Source organism: Dysgonomonas sp. ZJ279 (assembly GCF_011039205.1).
Taxonomy (GTDB): Bacteria; Bacteroidota; Bacteroidia; order Bacteroidales; family Dysgonomonadaceae; genus Dysgonomonas.
Genome location: NZ_JAAKEL010000028.1, coordinates 15,292 through 32,797, shown reverse-complemented (window position 1 = coordinate 32,797; position 17,506 = coordinate 15,292). Strand labels below are relative to the sequence as shown.

Genomic DNA, 17,506 nt, shown 5'->3' with positions numbered 1-17,506 from the left:
GAGTTAAAGAAACTAAAAAAATGTTACAACCTGATGAAGAATAAATATCTTTAGCCAATCTCATCCGAGACACTTAGTGGTATACTTTTCAATTACTAAGTGGACTACTTTTCAATTATATTATACAATTTACAGCAAATCTTTATGTAGAAGGTAAACATATTGCTTTTTGTGAGGATGATGGCGATGGAGGATGTGTAAAAATCAATGCAAATGATGGATGCAGATCCTTGCTGGAAGTTGCTGAAAACTATGTGAAGCAGCTTCCCAAGGATACCGAAAATGATCAGAATATAAATCTTGAGCTTTATGTAAGCCGACTCATTTATGAGAATCTAATTGAAGTAGAGTTAAATAAAACGTTGAGAAAGCACGAAAAGGATCATGTCATATATGGAAAAACAAAATTAGATACTGAAAGGATGTACTATATCGGTTCACAAAAGATTAAAATCAGTATTGATAAATTATTGTCAATACCTCAATATAAGGAGAAACTGATTAAAGATATGACGGGACTTATAAAAGAAGGTTTTACAATTTTCAACACAAATATTCCAAAGGAATTGATCGATAGTATTTACACAATTAACAAAAAGTCAAACAATGAAAACAAAAAACAATGAAAATCGAACTAAAAAACATCAAACATTCTGAAGAATTATCGGATGACTCAAACGCATTTTCAGCAAACCTATATGTAAATGGCAAATTTATAGCATTATGTACAGATAATGGAAATGGCGGTGAAATAAATATAAAAGCGAATAAAGGCTGTGAAGCTATTTTACGGGAAGCCGAAGATTTTGCTAAAACCCTACCAAAGAATGAAGAGTATGATTTGGAAATGCATCTGGAGCACGTTATTGGAGGTTTAGTTGAAGATGATCTTTTTAAAAAAGAAGTAAACAAAGCAGTCCGCAAAGAAGAAAAGAAAAATATTGTGTGCGTAAATTCAAAATCAGAACTTAAATTATCGTTTTTTCTAAATTTTAGCAAAGAAAAAATTCCGATACAAACCCTTCTTTTAATACCGGAACAAAAAGTCAGGTTGCAAAAACAGATTACATCGTTAATAGCAGACGGGTATACGATATACAACAAGAATATTCCAAGAGAGATGATTGACGAAGATATCCCTGAACAATAAACTTCTGAATACCATATTTTTTTACCGGATTGAATTTTGATTAAAAATATAAATCCACATTAATGATTAGCTTATGAATTACAATAATAAAACATTTGAAGAATTACAATTGCTTGCTTATGAGTATATACGCAAACATCGCAATACAGGAGGAACAAGTGAATTCGATCATTCGATTAACGATATTTCCAGAGCGAGCATAGTTAAATTTAAGGAACTACATGGCAGATGTTTTCTGGGTAAAATAAATCACTATGAATGTAACCGCAGGAATCCGGATATAAAGCTGATAGAATTTGAAGGACAAAAGATATTCAATTTTGAGTATGGCTTTATGCTTGCCTCAAACGATGAAGAAGTAATCCGTTTGATTAATGAACATAACAAAGAAAGAGAGGTCTTTGATTCAAAAGAAATTATGGATCGAATTATTCAGATTAATAAACGCATACTTGAATTAAAAGGCGATTTTTTAATCTGGTCATAAATAGTATACCAATTATAAACCAATAAATATTACTACCATGCTTTATATCGTAGATAAAGATTCATTCACTGGCTGTATTGTAGCCAGAATGTCAGATGATAAATATATAAATGGTACAGCTTTAAAATTCGAAACCTACAAGCATCAAAAGCAATTACCCGGACTCATTACTGTTACCCTTGAAGAATTTGAGCGAATGCGTGAAGAATATATACTTTCATTGCAAACCGTTTTTAAAGAAATCCAGCAGGCAGAATACTATAATCTAGTAAACACTCTAAAGATTAAGCGACATTCATTAAACCAGAATTTCGCTTTTTTCTTTTTAGAGAGTGATGAGTCTGCTTTCAACGTATATACGCTATGTGTCCGCTATGATAATAAATACTACTGTGCTCAAAAAGACAAGAATCTGACAGAAGAAGAAATTAGATCCTTGATTGACTATCGCAAACAGCTTTTCGTATTTGATGTGGAGTCAGCATCCCATTCAGTCGAACTATTTAATTACTTGGAAGATAACGATATATCCGATATCTTCGATCTCTTTGACTCCAATCCGGACAAGATTAAACTTAATGGAACTGATTTTCCATTTGCCTCTGTTGCAGATAAAAATAACAGATACATTGTATACATTGACATCGAATACAATATAGACCGCAAAGAGCTTGAAAAGATTTTACTTCGTTTCTTTTCAGAAAATATACTTGGATTCTTTGAGAGTAAGTATTCTCAATGGGATGAGTACAAAGAGAAATGTATTGCCTATCGGGATGGTAAAGGCACTAAATATTCAATCTGGCAGTATAGATTTTGATTTGTATATCATTAAATAATGAAAATATTTTGAATAAAATGAAAAGAGTTATTAAATACATAAAATAGGGTATGCAAGAATCTGTTTGAAAACTAAACGCATTCATAAAAGAGAGGGGTATTTTTTTTGTTAGTATATAAATTTTGTGAAAACTAATTTACTTTTTAAATAAAAATACACTGAAATATTTTGTTACTTTAAAAAATATTAATATATTGAGCAATCTAAAATACAAATGGAAGATACTGACTTAGTAGTAAAATATTATGTAAATTACATAATAGTGTTATCAGTTTTGATATTCTTAACAATTTTATTTGGCTTATTAGGTAGAGTGTTGAAATCTATCGGGGAAAATTGACTGATTTCAAGAAAATTAAACCTATAGAACAACGGTACATCATAATTATCAATCTTAACGAGTAGAACACGAAAATTGCAATATTTACTATGAGAAACACAGAAGATAAAACCATTTTTAGCTTATTCCTTTATTTGTTAAATGTAAAGCATACCAATGAATATGCAAACAAACTTTATAATGAACATCCCTATAAATATACTTTGTATGGCTTGTCAAAATTATTATCTGATTACAATATTAAAAATGCAGGAGTAAAACTTAAAGATAAAGAAAACAATATATTTGAAATAGAACCGCCGTTCATCGCTCATGTCGGCAATGGTTTTGTAACAGTCTATAAAATTACAAATACAAATGTATCGTATGTTTGGAATGGTAAAGATATAACGATTCCGATACAAGAGTTTATCAACATGTGGACCGGTGTTATACTGGTAGCCGAACCTGACGGAAATTCAATAGAGCCTCTTTATAAGGAAAACCAAATTAAAAGATTATCGGATATAGCTTTAAAGTGTATCCTTGCCACAGCAGTCACAGTGCTGTTAGTATTAGCTTATTTTGGTAGTTCTTTATTTGATAATCCGGGTGTAGCAATACTTTTGGCACTAAATCTGATGGGTATATATGTCGGCTATCTATTGATTCTTAAACAAATACACATACGCAGTACATATGGAGATAAAGTGTGTTCTTTATTTAAGCATAATGATTGCAATAATATATTAGAATCCAGTGCGGCTAAGATCGGAAATATAATCGGATGGAGTGAAATCGGCTTAGGCTACTTTATTGCTAATATTTTAATTATTCTGTTTTTGCCTCAATTAATAGTTTACACCTCCCTTGTTAATGTCTGTGCGTTACCTTATAGTTTTTGGAGCATCTGGTATCAAAAATATAAAGCCAAACAATGGTGTACATTGTGTTTAATTGTTCAACTGCTTCTGTGGAGTATTTTTTTCATATCCCTGATATCCGGATTCATTCAATTTCCGGAATGGAATATAAAAGATGTATTAATAACAGGATGTATTTATATTATTCCTGTCGTATCAATAGCCTTGCTTTTACCTTTGATAAGCGAAAATAATAAAATAGAACAGATGTCATACGAGATTAATAGTATAAAAGGTACAGATGAGATATTGACTACATTATTGAAAAAACAGCCTTTTTATGAAGTTTCGCAAAGTACATCCGGTATTTTATTTGGAAATCCGGATTCAGATATCTTAATTACAATTTTAACCAATCCACATTGTAATCCCTGTGCAAAAATGCATACTCGTGTAGAAGGCTTGTTACAAGAATCAGGTAATAAAATATGTGTGCAATATATATTTTCGTCATTTACCCCTGATTTAGTTCCAAGCAATAAATTCCTTATTTCTACATATTATAATAAAAACGAGCAGGAAGTCAAAGATATCTTTAATAAATGGTTTACCGTCGGTAAACATAAAAAAGAAGCATTTTTTTCAACATATAAAATAAATTCCAAAGAGGCAGATATTGAAGTGGAATTTGAAAAACACGAAGCCTGGAAGCGACAAACAGGACTTCGGGCAACACCTACCGTTTTAGTGAATGGTTACAAACTTCCGGATAATTATAAAATTGAAGATTTAAGATATTTTTCAAAACTCGATTTATAAATCAGAAGCTATTGTTAAGTTGCAGGGCAGTAGTTGATAAATAAGCGATTTTATCGGAAACATCTGCAATTAAATTTAATATTTATTATTATGAAAAATTTTAGTAAACTAAAAATGAATGATGCTTCATTTATCGAAGAAGATGAAATGAAGCACATTGTCGGTGGAGCTTCCGGAGGAGGCTGTAGTGCATATCTATGTAAATCGGATTCCAATTGTCCTCCAGCCATTAGCGGACTATCGCATTGTACTAAGTGTTACCACGCCTCAAATGCAAGTGTTTGCGGTTAATAAAAATTAGGTATTCCGGAGAAGTCGTGAAAAATAATTCATTTCTTCTCCGGGTTATAAGTTAATGTACTCAATTTTCAGAACAGTATATCGTGCCCTATCGTGAGGTAAGAATTTTATTATTAATTAACTACCTAATAATTGAGATCACTGATGAAGATATTTTTTTTAATTTTTATGAGCTTTTACATTTCATTAGCTCATGGACAAAATATAAAAGGGGAATTTGTATTGAATGGACATGTTAGTTCTGTTAATAAGGGTCAAGTTTTTTTAACTTACTCTTTATGTAAGGAAGACAGATATGTCACAATTACTGATTCTTTAAAGATAGATAATGGATTATTTTCATTTAGAGGAATGATTAACGAGCCTCGAAAAGCACGATTGAAGATTAATTCAGAAGAAATTTCATTTTGGATTGAGCCCGCTTATATGGACTTAACGTGGGATATGAATTTGTCGGAACAATTTGAACTAAAAGGTTCATTAACCAATGAGGAAGATCGGTTTTTATCAGAACATTTCAATCAATTATCTGCTGAATTGTCAGAGTACGGATCTAAATTAAAAGAATTGCAGTTACGTAAGGATTCGATACCGGATGACGCCGATTTAAATCATATGATTGATATGCTATATCAAAATACAGATTCACTGCTTGAAACGCAGCAGATGGCAGGTATACATTACAGGTCGGTAAATCCCAACTCCTTCTTCATCGTCTCTACGATAGAACTTGCTCTAAAAGGATTTCCGGCGAAATGGCTTCCCGTAGAAACCGCTAAAGAAATCTATAATAGTTTATCTGATGAGCTTAAAGATTCCCCGACAGGGAGAAGGGTCGATATAATACTTTCAAACGCTGTTAATACTCAAATAGGAAAATTTGCACCTGATTTTAACGTTCCCGATATTAATGGGAACTATGTGAAACTTTCTCAATTCAGGGGGGATAATTATGTATTTATCGATGCCTGGGCAAGCTGGTGTGGCCCTTGCGTGCAGAGTATGCCTCACATGAAAGGTTTGTATGAAAAATATAAGGGTAAAGGACTGGTAATTATAGCAGTTTCAAGAGATAGTGATAAAGTTACCTGGAAGAATGCAATTAACAAATATGGAATTTCAGACTTTAATAATGTTTTGGCGGAACAGGAACCCGGATCATGGATGTCAGGTTATTTTAATGAAGATGATATATTGAATAAATATCCCATAATGAGTATTCCCCGTTATTTTTTTATTGACAAAAATGGTGTCGTTATAGGACGATGGGAAGAATATTCTCAAGAGAATATGGACGCAATCGACCTCATTTTTAAACAATCATTCGAGCCTGAATTGACAGATGCTGATGGATTGTAATATATGAAGTATAAAGAAACTTTAGATGATATCATTTTAATAAATGAAAACTATGAATAGCAATAAAACAATTCCACATATTATCCATCAAATATGGTCAGGTGATCAAATACCCTTGCCTAATGTTTTTAAAAAATTAAGTGAATCATGGAAAAGCGATTATCCGACCTGGAAATATGAATTTTGGGATACGGAAAGGATCGATAATTTTATAATAGAATACTACCCTCATTATCTGGATATTTATAGAAGATATCCCTACAATATCCAACGCTGGGATACCATACGCTACCTCATATTGAATAAATTGGGAGGTATGTATGTCGACTTTGATTACGAATCTGTAAAACCTCTGGATGAGCTTCTGGAAGGTAAAACCTGTTGTTTTTCATTAGAGCAATCTTCTAAAACAGATACACAGGAAGACAAAAGAATATTTAATAACGCATTAATGGCTTGCGTTGCGGAACATCCTTTTATGAAAAAAACAATTGAAGCGGTTTTCAGGAATGAAATTCTGGAATATAATCCCATTCCCAAATTTGACTGTGTTTTTAATACAACAGGCCCATGGAAGTTAGTTAGTCTTTACCGAAACTTAACACAAGAGGAAAAGAATGACATCTACCTTATCCCTGCTAAATATGTAACCCCATTTAATGGTTCTCAGGCACGGAATTTTGTACAAGGAGAAAGGACACAAGAATTAAATGATTGTCTGGAAGAAGCATATGCAGTTCATTACTTTTCCAGTATCTGGGTAAAGGACGAACTGTGAGCCAAACCTATTCATTAAATTAGTGTGCTCCTGCGGGGTGGCGGATCGTTCCTTCCTATTATGTCAATATATTCTCATTATACATTATAGATATTATTATTAAAATAAAATATTCACAATTTCTTATAAATTTAATAAGTACAATGTATGTTTCAGACTTTATGACAATAGTTCTTGGTATGTTATAAGATAAACTATGTAGAATACTTTATAGGTTTAGTTATCGATATTAAATAAATCATTGCAAAATTACAGGGCAATGGGCAGTAAACTGATCATTTACTGAAGAAATTCTGTAATGTAAATCCAATTTTTTTTATTATGAAAAAGTTAACTAAAATCGAATTGGCGGAAGATGCTACTATTATGAGTGAAAAAGAGATGAAAGACCTTAAAGGTGGTTTTGATTGCGGTTCCGGTCAAAACTATTACACCGGCTCTTGTACTGACGGAACAGGATTCTCTATATGTGCATCAAGTTATGGAGAAGCGTTTTCTATCGGAAGCGGCTTTTGTACCGGTAATTAACTAAAATAATTTAGACCAATGTATTACCAAATAGTACATTGGTCTTTTATAAGTATTAAGTTTATGAAAAGGATTTTGTTTTATTTACTACTATTTCCATTTCTTGCTTCTTGTCAGAAACAGGCTGATATCAGGACATTGACCGTTACTATGGACAGTTCTATTAATAGTGAATCTCAGTGGGTGTATTGGATCTCATTATATGGAAATGAGTTTAATATAATCGATTCCTGTTTTATAGAGAAAGGGCAAAGAGAATTTGTATTAAAAGACACCCTTATGAACGATTCTGTATCCCTTACAGAATTGATATTTTCAGGAATATTGCTTCCCTGGGAGCGGTCAAGTATTCAGGTAGACAAAGCTGACCGGGATATAAGGATAGAGAATTTGACTTCTAATGGACTTTATGTAGAAGGTACGACCCTTACAGGAGCGTTAGCTCAAACCGAAGCACGTGATTTATCTTTTAAGACTAAAGCCTTAAATAAAAAAATTTCTGATTTAAAAGATGACTTGATGAGTTCAGACTATAACGATACTATAACTATAAACCAGATAACAAAAAAACTATTATCTACAGAAAAATATCTGGCTACGGATTTTATAATAAACCAGTTTGATTCCGTCAAATCTACAACTACAATTGGATACCTGATCATGTATTTATCCCATCGGGTAGGGAAAGGGGAGATTTCCCGTGAAGTAGCGGACAGTATAGCCAGCATCTTGAAACAACGATATCCTGATGATGTACAGGTTTCAGAAGCTATTCGAACGTATATCCATAGGAAAGTGGTACCTCCTCCTAGTTTAAGGAGCGAGAACTGGCTAAAGAGAAGAAACGATATAAGGTATACTTCTTATAATAAAGACACGTATAAATTACAAGACGGCAATGTCTCTTTAGCAAGCCGATCGTCAAAACCTCCGGGAATGTATCGGGCAGAAGCTGACAGCAGTAATGTCCCGGTATATAAGCTGGGATCTAAGATAGGGCATTTGAAATTGAAAGATACTTTACATAAGCTGGCGTCTTTAAGTGATATTAATACGGATTATATTTTTATAGATTTCTGGGCAGCATGGTGTGGACCCTGCGTTCAAGAGATTCCCCATTTAATAAAAGTGCATAATAAATATAAAAACAATTTATCCGTATATGCCATCTCTTTGGATAATAATGAACGGGAATGGCGTACAGCTATCGAGAAATATAAAAGCCGTCAGTTTATCAATGTTTATGCCGGAAGCTGGGCAAATGAAGATGCCCGTCTGATTACTAACAGTTTCGGTGTAACAGCTATCCCTTCCAATTTTCTACTTGATAAAAACAGGCGTATAATAGCAACGGATCTTAAAAGTAATGAATTAGAGACAAAACTGTTTCAATTATTAAAATATTAAAAAGATAGTTTTCTGAAATACAACAATCAAAAAATGCAAAATAGCTCTCCTTACTAAAAACAATTAGATTCAATGAACTAATGTCCTGTTTGTGCATTGGTAGCAGAATCGCTGTGTTGTCTGTTATGACTATTAAAAATAGAGAATTATAAAAAAATATATTGAACCGGAAGGATAAAAAAATATCTTGTTATATAATGGAAAATTGCGTTGCCTTACTTTATCTACATGTAAACGGAAATGGATAATAAGAATCAATATTTTCTTATTTAAGCTATTATTTATTCAGAAAATGTAGATTTACTAAAATGAGTTTAAAAGTAATATAGGAAACATGAGAATTAAATCTAAAGATGAAAAGCCTATTGGTTATTCTGTAATAATGCCGACTTACAACCAATCGTCATTTATCAGAAGAGCTATATTTAGCCTAATTGAACAGACTTATAAGAATTGGGAACTTATTATTATTAATGACGGAAGCTCAGACGATACAGAAGAATGTATAAATGATTTTATAATAAACCATCCTCAGATTAGGTATATAAAGAATCAATGCAATATGGGATTAGGTTATGCAATAAACCAAGGTTTAAATATTGCAAAATATGACTATATAGCTTATTTACCATCCGATGATATATATTACAAAGATCATCTAAGTTCTTTTACAGATAAATTTAATCAATCAAAAGATACTTCATTAGTGTTTAGCGGTCTTAGGTTCGGAAATATAGATTCCTTATATCCATATAAAAATACATACGAATCAAACCATATAAGGCCCGATCATTGTTTGCAACTTGTTCAAACCGCCCATAGAAAAACCGCCCATAGATGGCTTGAGCGTAAAGAATGGATTACAGATGATTTATTTCTGATGTTCTGGAATAAATTAATTAATACCGGGTCATTTGTATCAACAGGTATAATAACATGCTTCTGGACAAATCATCCACACCAACACCACAGAATCGCCGGCGAAAGATACGGAGGGGGATTAAATGCATATAGGAGCTATTATAAAGTAGTGAATCCTTTACGAATGAGGCTCTCTAAGTATAAATTTATCGATGAAGAAAAGATCTATGCTCCCTTCCGGAAAAGTATCACAAAGAAAAAACGACTAAAAATACTCCTTGTCGGGGAATTGGCATATAACCCGGAAAGAATCTATGCATTAGAAGAGTATGGCCATGTATTATATGGTTTATGGGTTAGAAAACCGGAATTTACATTTACTAATGTAGGGCATTTGCCTTTTGGTAATGTAGAAGATATCCCATACGATAACTGGAGAGAAACAGTTTCAAAGATAAAGCCTGACATTATATATGCTTTAGCTAATTGGGATGGAGTAGAAATTGCTCACGAAGTCTTAAAGTCTAAACTTTCAATTCCCTTTGTATGGCATTTCAAAGAAAGTCCTATTGCATGTATGAAAAATGGTACATGGAAAGAGTTATACGAATTGTATAAATATGCCGACGGGAAAATCTTTATAAACAAAATGATGAAAAGATGGTATGAATTATTTGTACCTTCCTCTGAAAATTCTTTTATTTTAGATCTGGATATGCCCAAGAGAGATTGTTTTAATAATGATTTTTCAACAAAAATATCAGCAACTGATAAAGGTAGTATACATACTGTTGTTGCAGGGCGAATAATCGGAATTACTGAAACTGATATAGCTGCCCTGTCAAATCAAAATATTCATGTCCATTTGTATTCTGAGAATGAACATCATCGATATGATGCCCCTAACCAACTCATAAAAAAAATGGCACCAGACCATTTTCATATTCATACTCATGTCTCGAGCAGTGATTGGGTAAAGGAATTTTCAAAATATGATGCCGGTTGGTTACATTGTTTTAACAGTTGTAACGAAGGCAATTTATTACAAACAACCTGGGACGATTTAAATATTCCTGCTCGCATTTATACTTTAGTCGCAGCAGGAATACCTTCATTACAAAAGGATAATACAGGCCATTTTGTTGCAATGCAAAATCTGGTAAAAGATCTTAATATTGGTATGTTCTATAAAAACATCAGCGATCTGGCAATGAGTCTAAGAGAGAAAAACACATTGGAGGACCTTAATAAAAGTATTATGAAATGTAGAGATGAGTTTACCTTTGATTATCATGTTGAAAGGCTTTCGGATTTCTTTTACAAAATAATGGAAAACAGCAAATAATAAAAAATATTTCTTATGTCTAAATATGATTTCTTATTAGTTGGAGCAGGGCTTTTTAATGCTGTTTTTGCCATAGAAGCGGCAAAAGAAGGGAAGCGATGTCTTGTAGTAGAACAAAGATCTCATATTGGTGGAAATTTATACTGCGAGAATATTGCTGGGATTAATGTTCATATGCATGGAGCCCACATTTTTCATACAGATAATGAAAGTATTTGGAATTATATGCAGGAATTATGTAGTTTCAACCACTATGTCAACTCTCCTTTGGCTAAATATAAAGATGAGCTTTATAATCTGCCTTTTAATATGAACACGTTCTATCAATTATGGAAGACAATAACGCCTGCGGATGCCTTGAAAAAAATCGAATCCCAATGTCTTAAAATTGATAATCCTAAAAACTTTGAAGAACAGGCCCTATGTTTAGTCGGTTATGATATTTATAATAAGCTGATAAAAGGATATACTGAAAAGCAGTGGGGGAAAAAGACCAGAGATTTACCTGCTTTTATAATAAAGCGAATACCTCTAAGATTCTCATTCAATAACAACTATTTTAATGATCCCTATCAGGGAATACCTGTAGGTGGGTATAACCCTATTTTTAAAAAATGTTTTTCAAAAGCAGATACTTTACTGGATACTAATTTTCTTTTAAATAGGGAATTGTCTGACATGGCAAAGACTGTAATTTATACAGGTATGATTGATCAATATTTCGATTATTGTTATGGAGCATTGGAGTACAGGTCTCTACGTTTTGAACACCAACAATTTTCAAGGAAATGCTGTAATTAACTATACTGATATAGAAACACCTTTCACTCGAATTATAGAACATAAACATTTTGAATTTGGACAGCAAGAAAAAACAGTTATATCTATAGAATATCCCCAGTTATGGAAAGAGGAAACAGAACCTTATTATCCGGTTAACACTGATCAAAATAATCAGATTCTTGACAAATATATGCAAAAGGCTAATTTTGAGAAGAATGTCTTTTTTGGAGGACGGTTAGGTTCATATAAATATTATAATATGGATCAGATTGTATCTGAATCATTAAAACTATATGCAAAGGTTAACAATAAAATATAAAAAGATATATGGAAGGATTTTCAATTATTATGCCAACCTACAACCAAGCGTCCTATATCAGACGGGCAATAAAGAGCCTGTTTAACCAAACTTATAGCGATTGGGAGCTAATAATAATTAATGATGGCTCTACAGATACTACTCGTGATTTTATACTGGAATATTTACAAACTGACAGGATATCATATATAGAGAACTCTGAAAACAAAGGATTAGGTTACGCACTAAATCAAGGCTTAGATATTGCAAAATACAAGTATATAGCCTATTTGCCATCCGATGACTTTTATTTTGAAAATCATTTGAAAGTATTATACCAGGAGTTAAAGAAGTCTGATGATATTGTCCTGGTATATGCAAAGACTCAATCAGAAGTTAAAGATTCGATTTTCAATACTGTGAATGAAACGACTAACGGACTATTTAATTTTCAGAGCCTCCAATTAGTTCAAACTGCACATAAAAAAACAGATGACCGCTGGATCACAAGGGATGAATGGGTATCAGGGAATCTATTTGATTTATTCTGGCATAAATTAATATCCAATGGTATTTTTAAATATATAAATGATGAAACTTCAAATTGGACTATACATCCCTATCAGCACCATAAACTTGTTGATGAAAATAACGGAGGAGGATTGAACCTATACAGACAGTATTATAACGTGCAGGAACCTATAAAAATGAAAGTTTCAAAATATAAATTTATCGATGAAGAAAAAGCCTATAAAAAATATCGTCCTATAAATGTTGTTCGCGAAGAAAAGAATCCCCTGAAAATACTTATAGTCGGTGAGTTATCTTATAATCCGGAAAGAATCTATGCATTAGAGGAGTTAGGGCATACACTATATGGTTTATGGGTAACACCCCCTCATTTTAGTTTTTCTACTGTAGGACATCTACCGTTTGGAAATGTAATTGACATACCCTATGACAATTGGGAGAAGACAATAAAAGAAATAAAACCGGATATTATCTATGCTACCCTTAATTTTGGAGCCGTAAAAATTGCACATGAAGTCCTAAGAAAGAATTTAGGAATTCCGTTTGTATGGCATTTTAAAGAAGGCCCTTTTCTTTGTCGCCAATACGGAATGTGGGATCAACTTACTGAATTATATTATCAGGCAGACGGTAAAATTTATATAAATCCTGAAATAAAACAATGGTATGAACAGTTTATTCCCCAAACGGGTTTATCATACATTCTGGATGGAGACCTTCCTCAACAGGATTCCTTCACAAACGATTTTTCTCCTCGTATTTCAACATTTGACGGAGAAATACATACAGTTGTACCCGGTAGAATTATTGGTATAGAGACAGAAGATATTGAAAATCTGGCTCAAAACAATATACATTTACATGTATATATTGAAAATTACTATGAAAAAAGAGAAGCTTATAATAAAGAAGCTTTAAAAATTGCCCCTGATCATTTTCACTTACACCCTCATTGCGCATCAGACAAGTGGGTGGAAGAATTCTCTAAATATGATGCCGGATGGTTACATTGTTTCGATAGTCAAAACAATGGAATATTAATGAACGCCGGCTGGAACGATTTAAATATGCCGGCACGTATGAACACTCTTGCAGCAGCAGGTTTACCTATGATTCAAAAGAATAATCAGAATCATATTGTGGCTATGCAATCACATATAAAAAATCACAAATTAGGTCTTTTTTTTGATACTTACGAAGAATTGGCAAATCAACTCAAAGATGAAAAACTTATGACCACATTGAGAACAAATGTTTATAATCACAGGTTGAAATTCAGCTTTGATTATCATGTTCCAGATCTTATTGATTTTTTTAGAAAAGTTATTGAATCAAAAAAACACATAAAAAATTAATACTATGTATAACAGTATTTTAAGACAAATAGCCAATACTATTTATATAAATGTCCAAAATGTAGAGTATTTAGGTTTATTAAAAGGAAAATTTGGAATAGCACTTTTTTTTTATCATTATGCACGCTACTCTGGTAATAACATATATTCTGAATTCTCTGATGACTGTATTGAGAATATTTTCACTCAATTGAATCAAAATACCCCCAAAGATTTTTCGAATGGATTATGCGGTATAGGTTGGGGTATTGATTACTTGATAAAAAATAATTTTATAGAAGCAGAGAGTGATATTCTGGCAGAGGTAGATTTGAACGTTAAAAAAATGGGACTAAATGATTTTAAATCAGATTTAGATGCGGAAATTAATTTCTTCTCGAAAGGCTTATATATTCTTCAGCGAGAAGATATCGAATCTATCCGGGAGACTATTCTTTTGTGTAAAGACTTTCTTCATGAAAATAAGAATTTATTATCATTGGCTTATTTAAATTCTGTAATTTATTTTATAGTTAAATCAATCAGTCTCAATATTGAACCGGAGCAGTGTAAAGAGTTATTGGACAGGCTATATATTTATATTGCAGATATTATAAATAATAAAAAATATATTGATGCTGAAATTGCTTTGTTAAGAAGGTATATTAATGAATTTGACTGCTCTGAAAGAGTAAAGCAATGGCAAGATCTCTTACCTGGCGAAAATATTCACTTAAATATATTGGGCAGAAGTTGGACCAATTTAATCTACCCTTTTAGTAATATCTTTGAAGAAACAATGATCGATCCCATAATTCTAGAAGAGCTACTTAAAACAAAAATACAAGAATTAGAATCGTCTGACCTTTCAGTTTATAATGGATTAGCCGGGTTAGGTATTGAACTGATAAGAATAAGTCAAATCTACGGTAATTGATTTTGCGTAAAGAATAGCTTATGTATTGAAAGTTTAGGAAATCCTATGCCCGTTGTGCAATACTATTAAAAAAGCAATTTATTTTGTTTGTAAGTAAATGCTTGAATGACAACTACTTTAGCTTATGAGATAATTTGTTTGTTCACATTTCTTTTATTGATATTAATTGTGTTAATTATTAATAAAAATAAATTTATATTAATTAAACTATTTTTGTCTTTTAAGTAAATATGTTAACTTTATAGGGGCTAATATTGATGTTTTTTCATTAATGAAAATTGTATTTCAATAAAAGTGCTTTGGCGTAAAGGTTAAACTGCGCCCAAATTTTTAAATGATGTTTAATGTGATCAATCTTATTTTTTGATTTGCGTCTTTATAATATTAAAGATTATTATTGAATAGACTATACCGAAAACAATCAAGGTACCTGAAAAAATGATGTTAATATATTTAATGTATTAATACTAGTTAGTTTAAATTTATAAATTAACACACTTATAAAGATGAAAAAAAGTATTATTTTAATTTTTGCTTTATTTATTCAAATTTATGGATATACTCAAAGTAATAACATAAGTTATCCACAGATTAATACTCAACAAGACAAGCTCTTTGGATTAAGTAAAGTTTGGTCTGAAATAAAATACAACTTTGTAAATATAGATCGGATAGATTTTGATTTAGATAGTTTATATAATTCAACAATCCCCATAATTTTAAATACAACTAATGATATTGAATACTATGATGCCTTACAACGGTTTATAGCTTCATTTAATGACGGACACACCGAACTTATCGAAAGGACTTATGGTTGGAATGAGTATAATGATTACATTCCTGCCAATGTTACAGATATAGATGGAAAAATTTATTTTACAACAATTAGAAAGAATGCAGGTATAGATTCTACTCTTTTAGGAGCTGAAATTCTTGAAATAGAGGATATCCCTGTAAAAAAATACATTGAACAATATGTTTATCCTGATATTTCTGCATCAACGGACAATCATAGATGGTTTCAATCTATTTCAAAATTACTAAGTGGCCGGAAAGACACATACTTAAAAGGAAGGGCAAGAAAAGTAGATGGTAGTATTGTAAATTTTTCCATAGAAAGAAATGGAGAAACGACTCGAACCCCAAATGATTCATATTGGGTATGGGCTAAGGAAACTAAGCAGCAGAATAGAAGCAGGATAAACCTTACGTGGGATGGTGAAATTGCCATATTGAATATAAGAGCCTTTTGGCCGGAAACACTATGTACGGAAATAGATTCATTAGCATCACTGGTAAACGAAAAAGCCAAAGGACTGGTTATTGATTTAAGAGCTAATGGTGGCGGTTCTAGCAATGTCGCTGAGCATTTACAAATGTATTTGGAGCATAATAGAACGTTCTTGTCTTTTGGTTCACAGACGAGAATTAATGATAGTTATGGTAGGTCTCAAGGGAATTATCGCGATGAATACAAAGACTTTTATTTAGGAAAAGCATACAAAGAAAACAACCCTGATACAATAATTGTAGATAAAAAAATAAAACCATTTGATTGTCCTGTTATAATTCTGATAGGTAAGTATACTTTTTCTGCCGCAGAAGACTTTTTGGTAAATATTTATGAGGTTCCCAATAGGCCACTATTAATAGGTGAACCGACAGGTGGTTCTACAGGTGCACCCTTAATGGTGCCGCTTCCTCACGGAGCGTTGGCGAGAATCTGTTCTCTTCGGATTTTATTTCCATATTCTGGTAAACCTTTCGTAGGAAAAGGTATTCAACCAGATATTATAACTAAACAAAACGTGTCTGATTTTTTGAATGGGAAAGATACTGTTTTAGATACTGCAATGAAATATTTTAACAGTAAGAATTAATCTGGCTTTTAATTCTTTTTAGAGATAATAGATAGAGCGTTCTGTAAATATATTTAACATTAAAATCAAAAAACATGAAAAAGTTTAAAAAACTGGAATTACACAAGGAGTTGTTAACAAATGACGAGCTTAAACAACTAAAAGGAGGCGATAAAAATATTAATAAAGTTTCGTCATGTAGTTGTACCTTTTATGATGCCCCATCATATACCAATAAGAATACAGTAGGCGGCTGTAGTTGCACATGTGTAGGATATTAAAAAGTTTATGATTATGAAAAGAATTAAAAAAATTAAACTAGAGGAAGTTCTATTATCACAAGAAGAACTCAAACAACTAAGAGGTGGTGATATGAACAAAAATATTGCTTCCGGATGCAATTGTAAATTCTATAATGGACCATCATTGACGAATTATAATAGTGTCGAAGGTTGTGCTTGTACATGTGTATATTAATTCCTTAAAAAATTATGAAAAAAATTAATAGAATCAAACTCGATGAAACAGTGTTGAGTCCAAATGAACTCAAGCAATTAAAAGGAGGTCGTGATGTAGTGAATAGTAACCGTTCACATACATGTTCTTGTACATTTTATAACGCTCCATCTGCTACATCTAATCAGAATGATGTAATTGGGTGCTCTTGCACTTGCACTTACTGATAAAGATTATGACGAGAAGGG

At 32.0% G+C, this 17,506-nt stretch carries 17 protein-coding genes and 1 pseudogene; all 18 read left to right on the top strand.

Annotated elements, in window-relative coordinates; translation table 11 throughout:
• Positions 1–230 precede the first annotated feature (230 nt).
• The 18 genes and pseudogenes from G7Y57_RS16490 (at position 231) to G7Y57_RS16405 (ending at position 17,485) form a co-directional block, all read left to right on the top strand.
• Complete coding sequence (locus tag G7Y57_RS16490) at positions 231–626, top strand: hypothetical protein (protein ID WP_165026726.1); 396 nt, start codon at positions 231–233, stop codon at positions 624–626.
• Positions 623–1,150, top strand: coding sequence for a hypothetical protein (locus G7Y57_RS16485; RefSeq protein ID WP_165026724.1), 528 nt, complete (start codon positions 623–625; stop codon positions 1,148–1,150). Before G7Y57_RS16490 ends, G7Y57_RS16485 begins: the two co-directional genes overlap by 4 nt.
• A gap of 73 nt (positions 1,151–1,223) precedes the next feature.
• On the top strand, positions 1,224–1,637 hold the full coding sequence (locus tag G7Y57_RS16480; protein WP_165026722.1) for a hypothetical protein: 414 nt from the start codon (positions 1,224–1,226) through the stop codon (positions 1,635–1,637).
• A gap of 37 nt (positions 1,638–1,674) precedes the next feature.
• Entirely contained in the window at positions 1,675–2,457 is a 783-nt protein-coding gene (locus G7Y57_RS16475; protein WP_165026719.1) for a hypothetical protein, read from the top strand.
• Between the two features lie 450 nt (positions 2,458–2,907).
• A complete protein-coding gene (locus G7Y57_RS16470) occupies positions 2,908–4,479 on the top strand; it encodes a vitamin K epoxide reductase family protein (protein ID WP_165026717.1) in 1,572 nt (523 codons plus the stop codon).
• Between the two features lie 90 nt (positions 4,480–4,569).
• A complete protein-coding gene (locus G7Y57_RS16465) occupies positions 4,570–4,770 on the top strand; it encodes a TIGR04149 family rSAM-modified RiPP (RefSeq protein ID WP_165026714.1) in 201 nt (66 codons plus the stop codon).
• A 177-nt stretch (positions 4,771–4,947) separates the two neighbouring features.
• A complete protein-coding gene (locus tag G7Y57_RS16460; RefSeq protein WP_165026711.1) occupies positions 4,948–6,138 on the top strand; it encodes a TlpA disulfide reductase family protein in 1,191 nt (396 codons plus the stop codon).
• Positions 6,139–6,190: 52 nt separating this feature from the next.
• Positions 6,191–6,916 (top strand): glycosyltransferase family 32 protein, encoded by a 726-nt coding sequence (locus G7Y57_RS16455; RefSeq protein WP_165026708.1) that lies wholly within the window; start codon positions 6,191–6,193, stop codon positions 6,914–6,916.
• A 321-nt stretch (positions 6,917–7,237) separates the two neighbouring features.
• Positions 7,238–7,444, top strand: a complete 207-nt coding sequence (locus tag G7Y57_RS16450; protein ID WP_165026706.1) for a TIGR04149 family rSAM-modified RiPP — start codon at positions 7,238–7,240, stop codon at positions 7,442–7,444.
• Between the two features lie 63 nt (positions 7,445–7,507).
• The gene (locus G7Y57_RS16445) at positions 7,508–8,851 is read left to right on the top strand and encodes a TlpA family protein disulfide reductase (protein WP_165026703.1); all 1,344 of its coding nucleotides are present in this window, start codon (positions 7,508–7,510) and stop codon (positions 8,849–8,851) included.
• A gap of 334 nt (positions 8,852–9,185) precedes the next feature.
• Complete coding sequence (locus G7Y57_RS16440) at positions 9,186–11,057, top strand: glycosyltransferase family 2 protein (protein ID WP_165026700.1); 1,872 nt, start codon at positions 9,186–9,188, stop codon at positions 11,055–11,057.
• Positions 11,058–11,072: 15 nt separating this feature from the next.
• Positions 11,073–12,159, top strand: a pseudogene (glf, locus tag G7Y57_RS16435) (UDP-galactopyranose mutase).
• Positions 12,160–12,167: 8 nt separating this feature from the next.
• Positions 12,168–14,024 (top strand): glycosyltransferase family 2 protein, encoded by a 1,857-nt coding sequence (locus G7Y57_RS16430; RefSeq protein ID WP_165026697.1) that lies wholly within the window; start codon positions 12,168–12,170, stop codon positions 14,022–14,024.
• A gap of 4 nt (positions 14,025–14,028) precedes the next feature.
• Positions 14,029–14,940, top strand: a complete 912-nt coding sequence (locus tag G7Y57_RS16425; RefSeq protein ID WP_165026694.1) for a lanthionine synthetase LanC family protein — start codon at positions 14,029–14,031, stop codon at positions 14,938–14,940.
• A gap of 506 nt (positions 14,941–15,446) precedes the next feature.
• Positions 15,447–16,823, top strand: coding sequence for a S41 family peptidase (locus G7Y57_RS16420; RefSeq protein WP_165026691.1), 1,377 nt, complete (start codon positions 15,447–15,449; stop codon positions 16,821–16,823).
• A gap of 74 nt (positions 16,824–16,897) precedes the next feature.
• Positions 16,898–17,083, top strand: coding sequence for a hypothetical protein (locus G7Y57_RS16415; protein WP_165026688.1), 186 nt, complete (start codon positions 16,898–16,900; stop codon positions 17,081–17,083).
• A 13-nt stretch (positions 17,084–17,096) separates the two neighbouring features.
• Positions 17,097–17,279 (top strand): hypothetical protein, encoded by a 183-nt coding sequence (locus G7Y57_RS16410; RefSeq protein ID WP_165026685.1) that lies wholly within the window; start codon positions 17,097–17,099, stop codon positions 17,277–17,279.
• A 14-nt stretch (positions 17,280–17,293) separates the two neighbouring features.
• Positions 17,294–17,485 carry a hypothetical protein gene (locus G7Y57_RS16405; protein ID WP_165026682.1) on the top strand — a complete coding sequence of 64 codons (192 nt, stop codon included), beginning with the start codon at positions 17,294–17,296 and terminating at the stop codon, positions 17,483–17,485.
• The last annotated feature ends 21 nt before the right edge of the window (positions 17,486–17,506 follow it).

Bases quoted from the DNA above. Each gene is read 5' to 3' on its own strand.
- G7Y57_RS16485 (WP_165026724.1), top strand. From the start codon at position 623: ATGAAAATCGAACTAAAAAACATCAAACATTCTGAAGAATTATCGGAT.
- G7Y57_RS16480 (WP_165026722.1), top strand. From the start codon at position 1,224: ATGAATTACAATAATAAAACATTTGAAGAATTACAATTGCTTGCTTAT.
- G7Y57_RS16475 (WP_165026719.1), top strand. From the start codon at position 1,675: ATGCTTTATATCGTAGATAAAGATTCATTCACTGGCTGTATTGTAGCC.
- G7Y57_RS16470 (WP_165026717.1), top strand. From the start codon at position 2,908: ATGAGAAACACAGAAGATAAAACCATTTTTAGCTTATTCCTTTATTTG.
- G7Y57_RS16465 (WP_165026714.1), top strand. From the start codon at position 4,570: ATGAAAAATTTTAGTAAACTAAAAATGAATGATGCTTCATTTATCGAA.
- G7Y57_RS16460 (WP_165026711.1), top strand. From the start codon at position 4,948: ATGAGCTTTTACATTTCATTAGCTCATGGACAAAATATAAAAGGGGAA.
- G7Y57_RS16455 (WP_165026708.1), top strand. From the start codon at position 6,191: ATGAATAGCAATAAAACAATTCCACATATTATCCATCAAATATGGTCA.
- G7Y57_RS16450 (WP_165026706.1), top strand. From the start codon at position 7,238: ATGAAAAAGTTAACTAAAATCGAATTGGCGGAAGATGCTACTATTATG.
- G7Y57_RS16445 (WP_165026703.1), top strand. From the start codon at position 7,508: ATGAAAAGGATTTTGTTTTATTTACTACTATTTCCATTTCTTGCTTCT.
- G7Y57_RS16440 (WP_165026700.1), top strand. From the start codon at position 9,186: ATGAGAATTAAATCTAAAGATGAAAAGCCTATTGGTTATTCTGTAATA.
- G7Y57_RS16430 (WP_165026697.1), top strand. From the start codon at position 12,168: ATGGAAGGATTTTCAATTATTATGCCAACCTACAACCAAGCGTCCTAT.
- G7Y57_RS16425 (WP_165026694.1), top strand. From the start codon at position 14,029: ATGTATAACAGTATTTTAAGACAAATAGCCAATACTATTTATATAAAT.
- G7Y57_RS16420 (WP_165026691.1), top strand. From the start codon at position 15,447: ATGAAAAAAAGTATTATTTTAATTTTTGCTTTATTTATTCAAATTTAT.
- G7Y57_RS16415 (WP_165026688.1), top strand. From the start codon at position 16,898: ATGAAAAAGTTTAAAAAACTGGAATTACACAAGGAGTTGTTAACAAAT.
- G7Y57_RS16410 (WP_165026685.1), top strand. From the start codon at position 17,097: ATGAAAAGAATTAAAAAAATTAAACTAGAGGAAGTTCTATTATCACAA.
- G7Y57_RS16405 (WP_165026682.1), top strand. From the start codon at position 17,294: ATGAAAAAAATTAATAGAATCAAACTCGATGAAACAGTGTTGAGTCCA.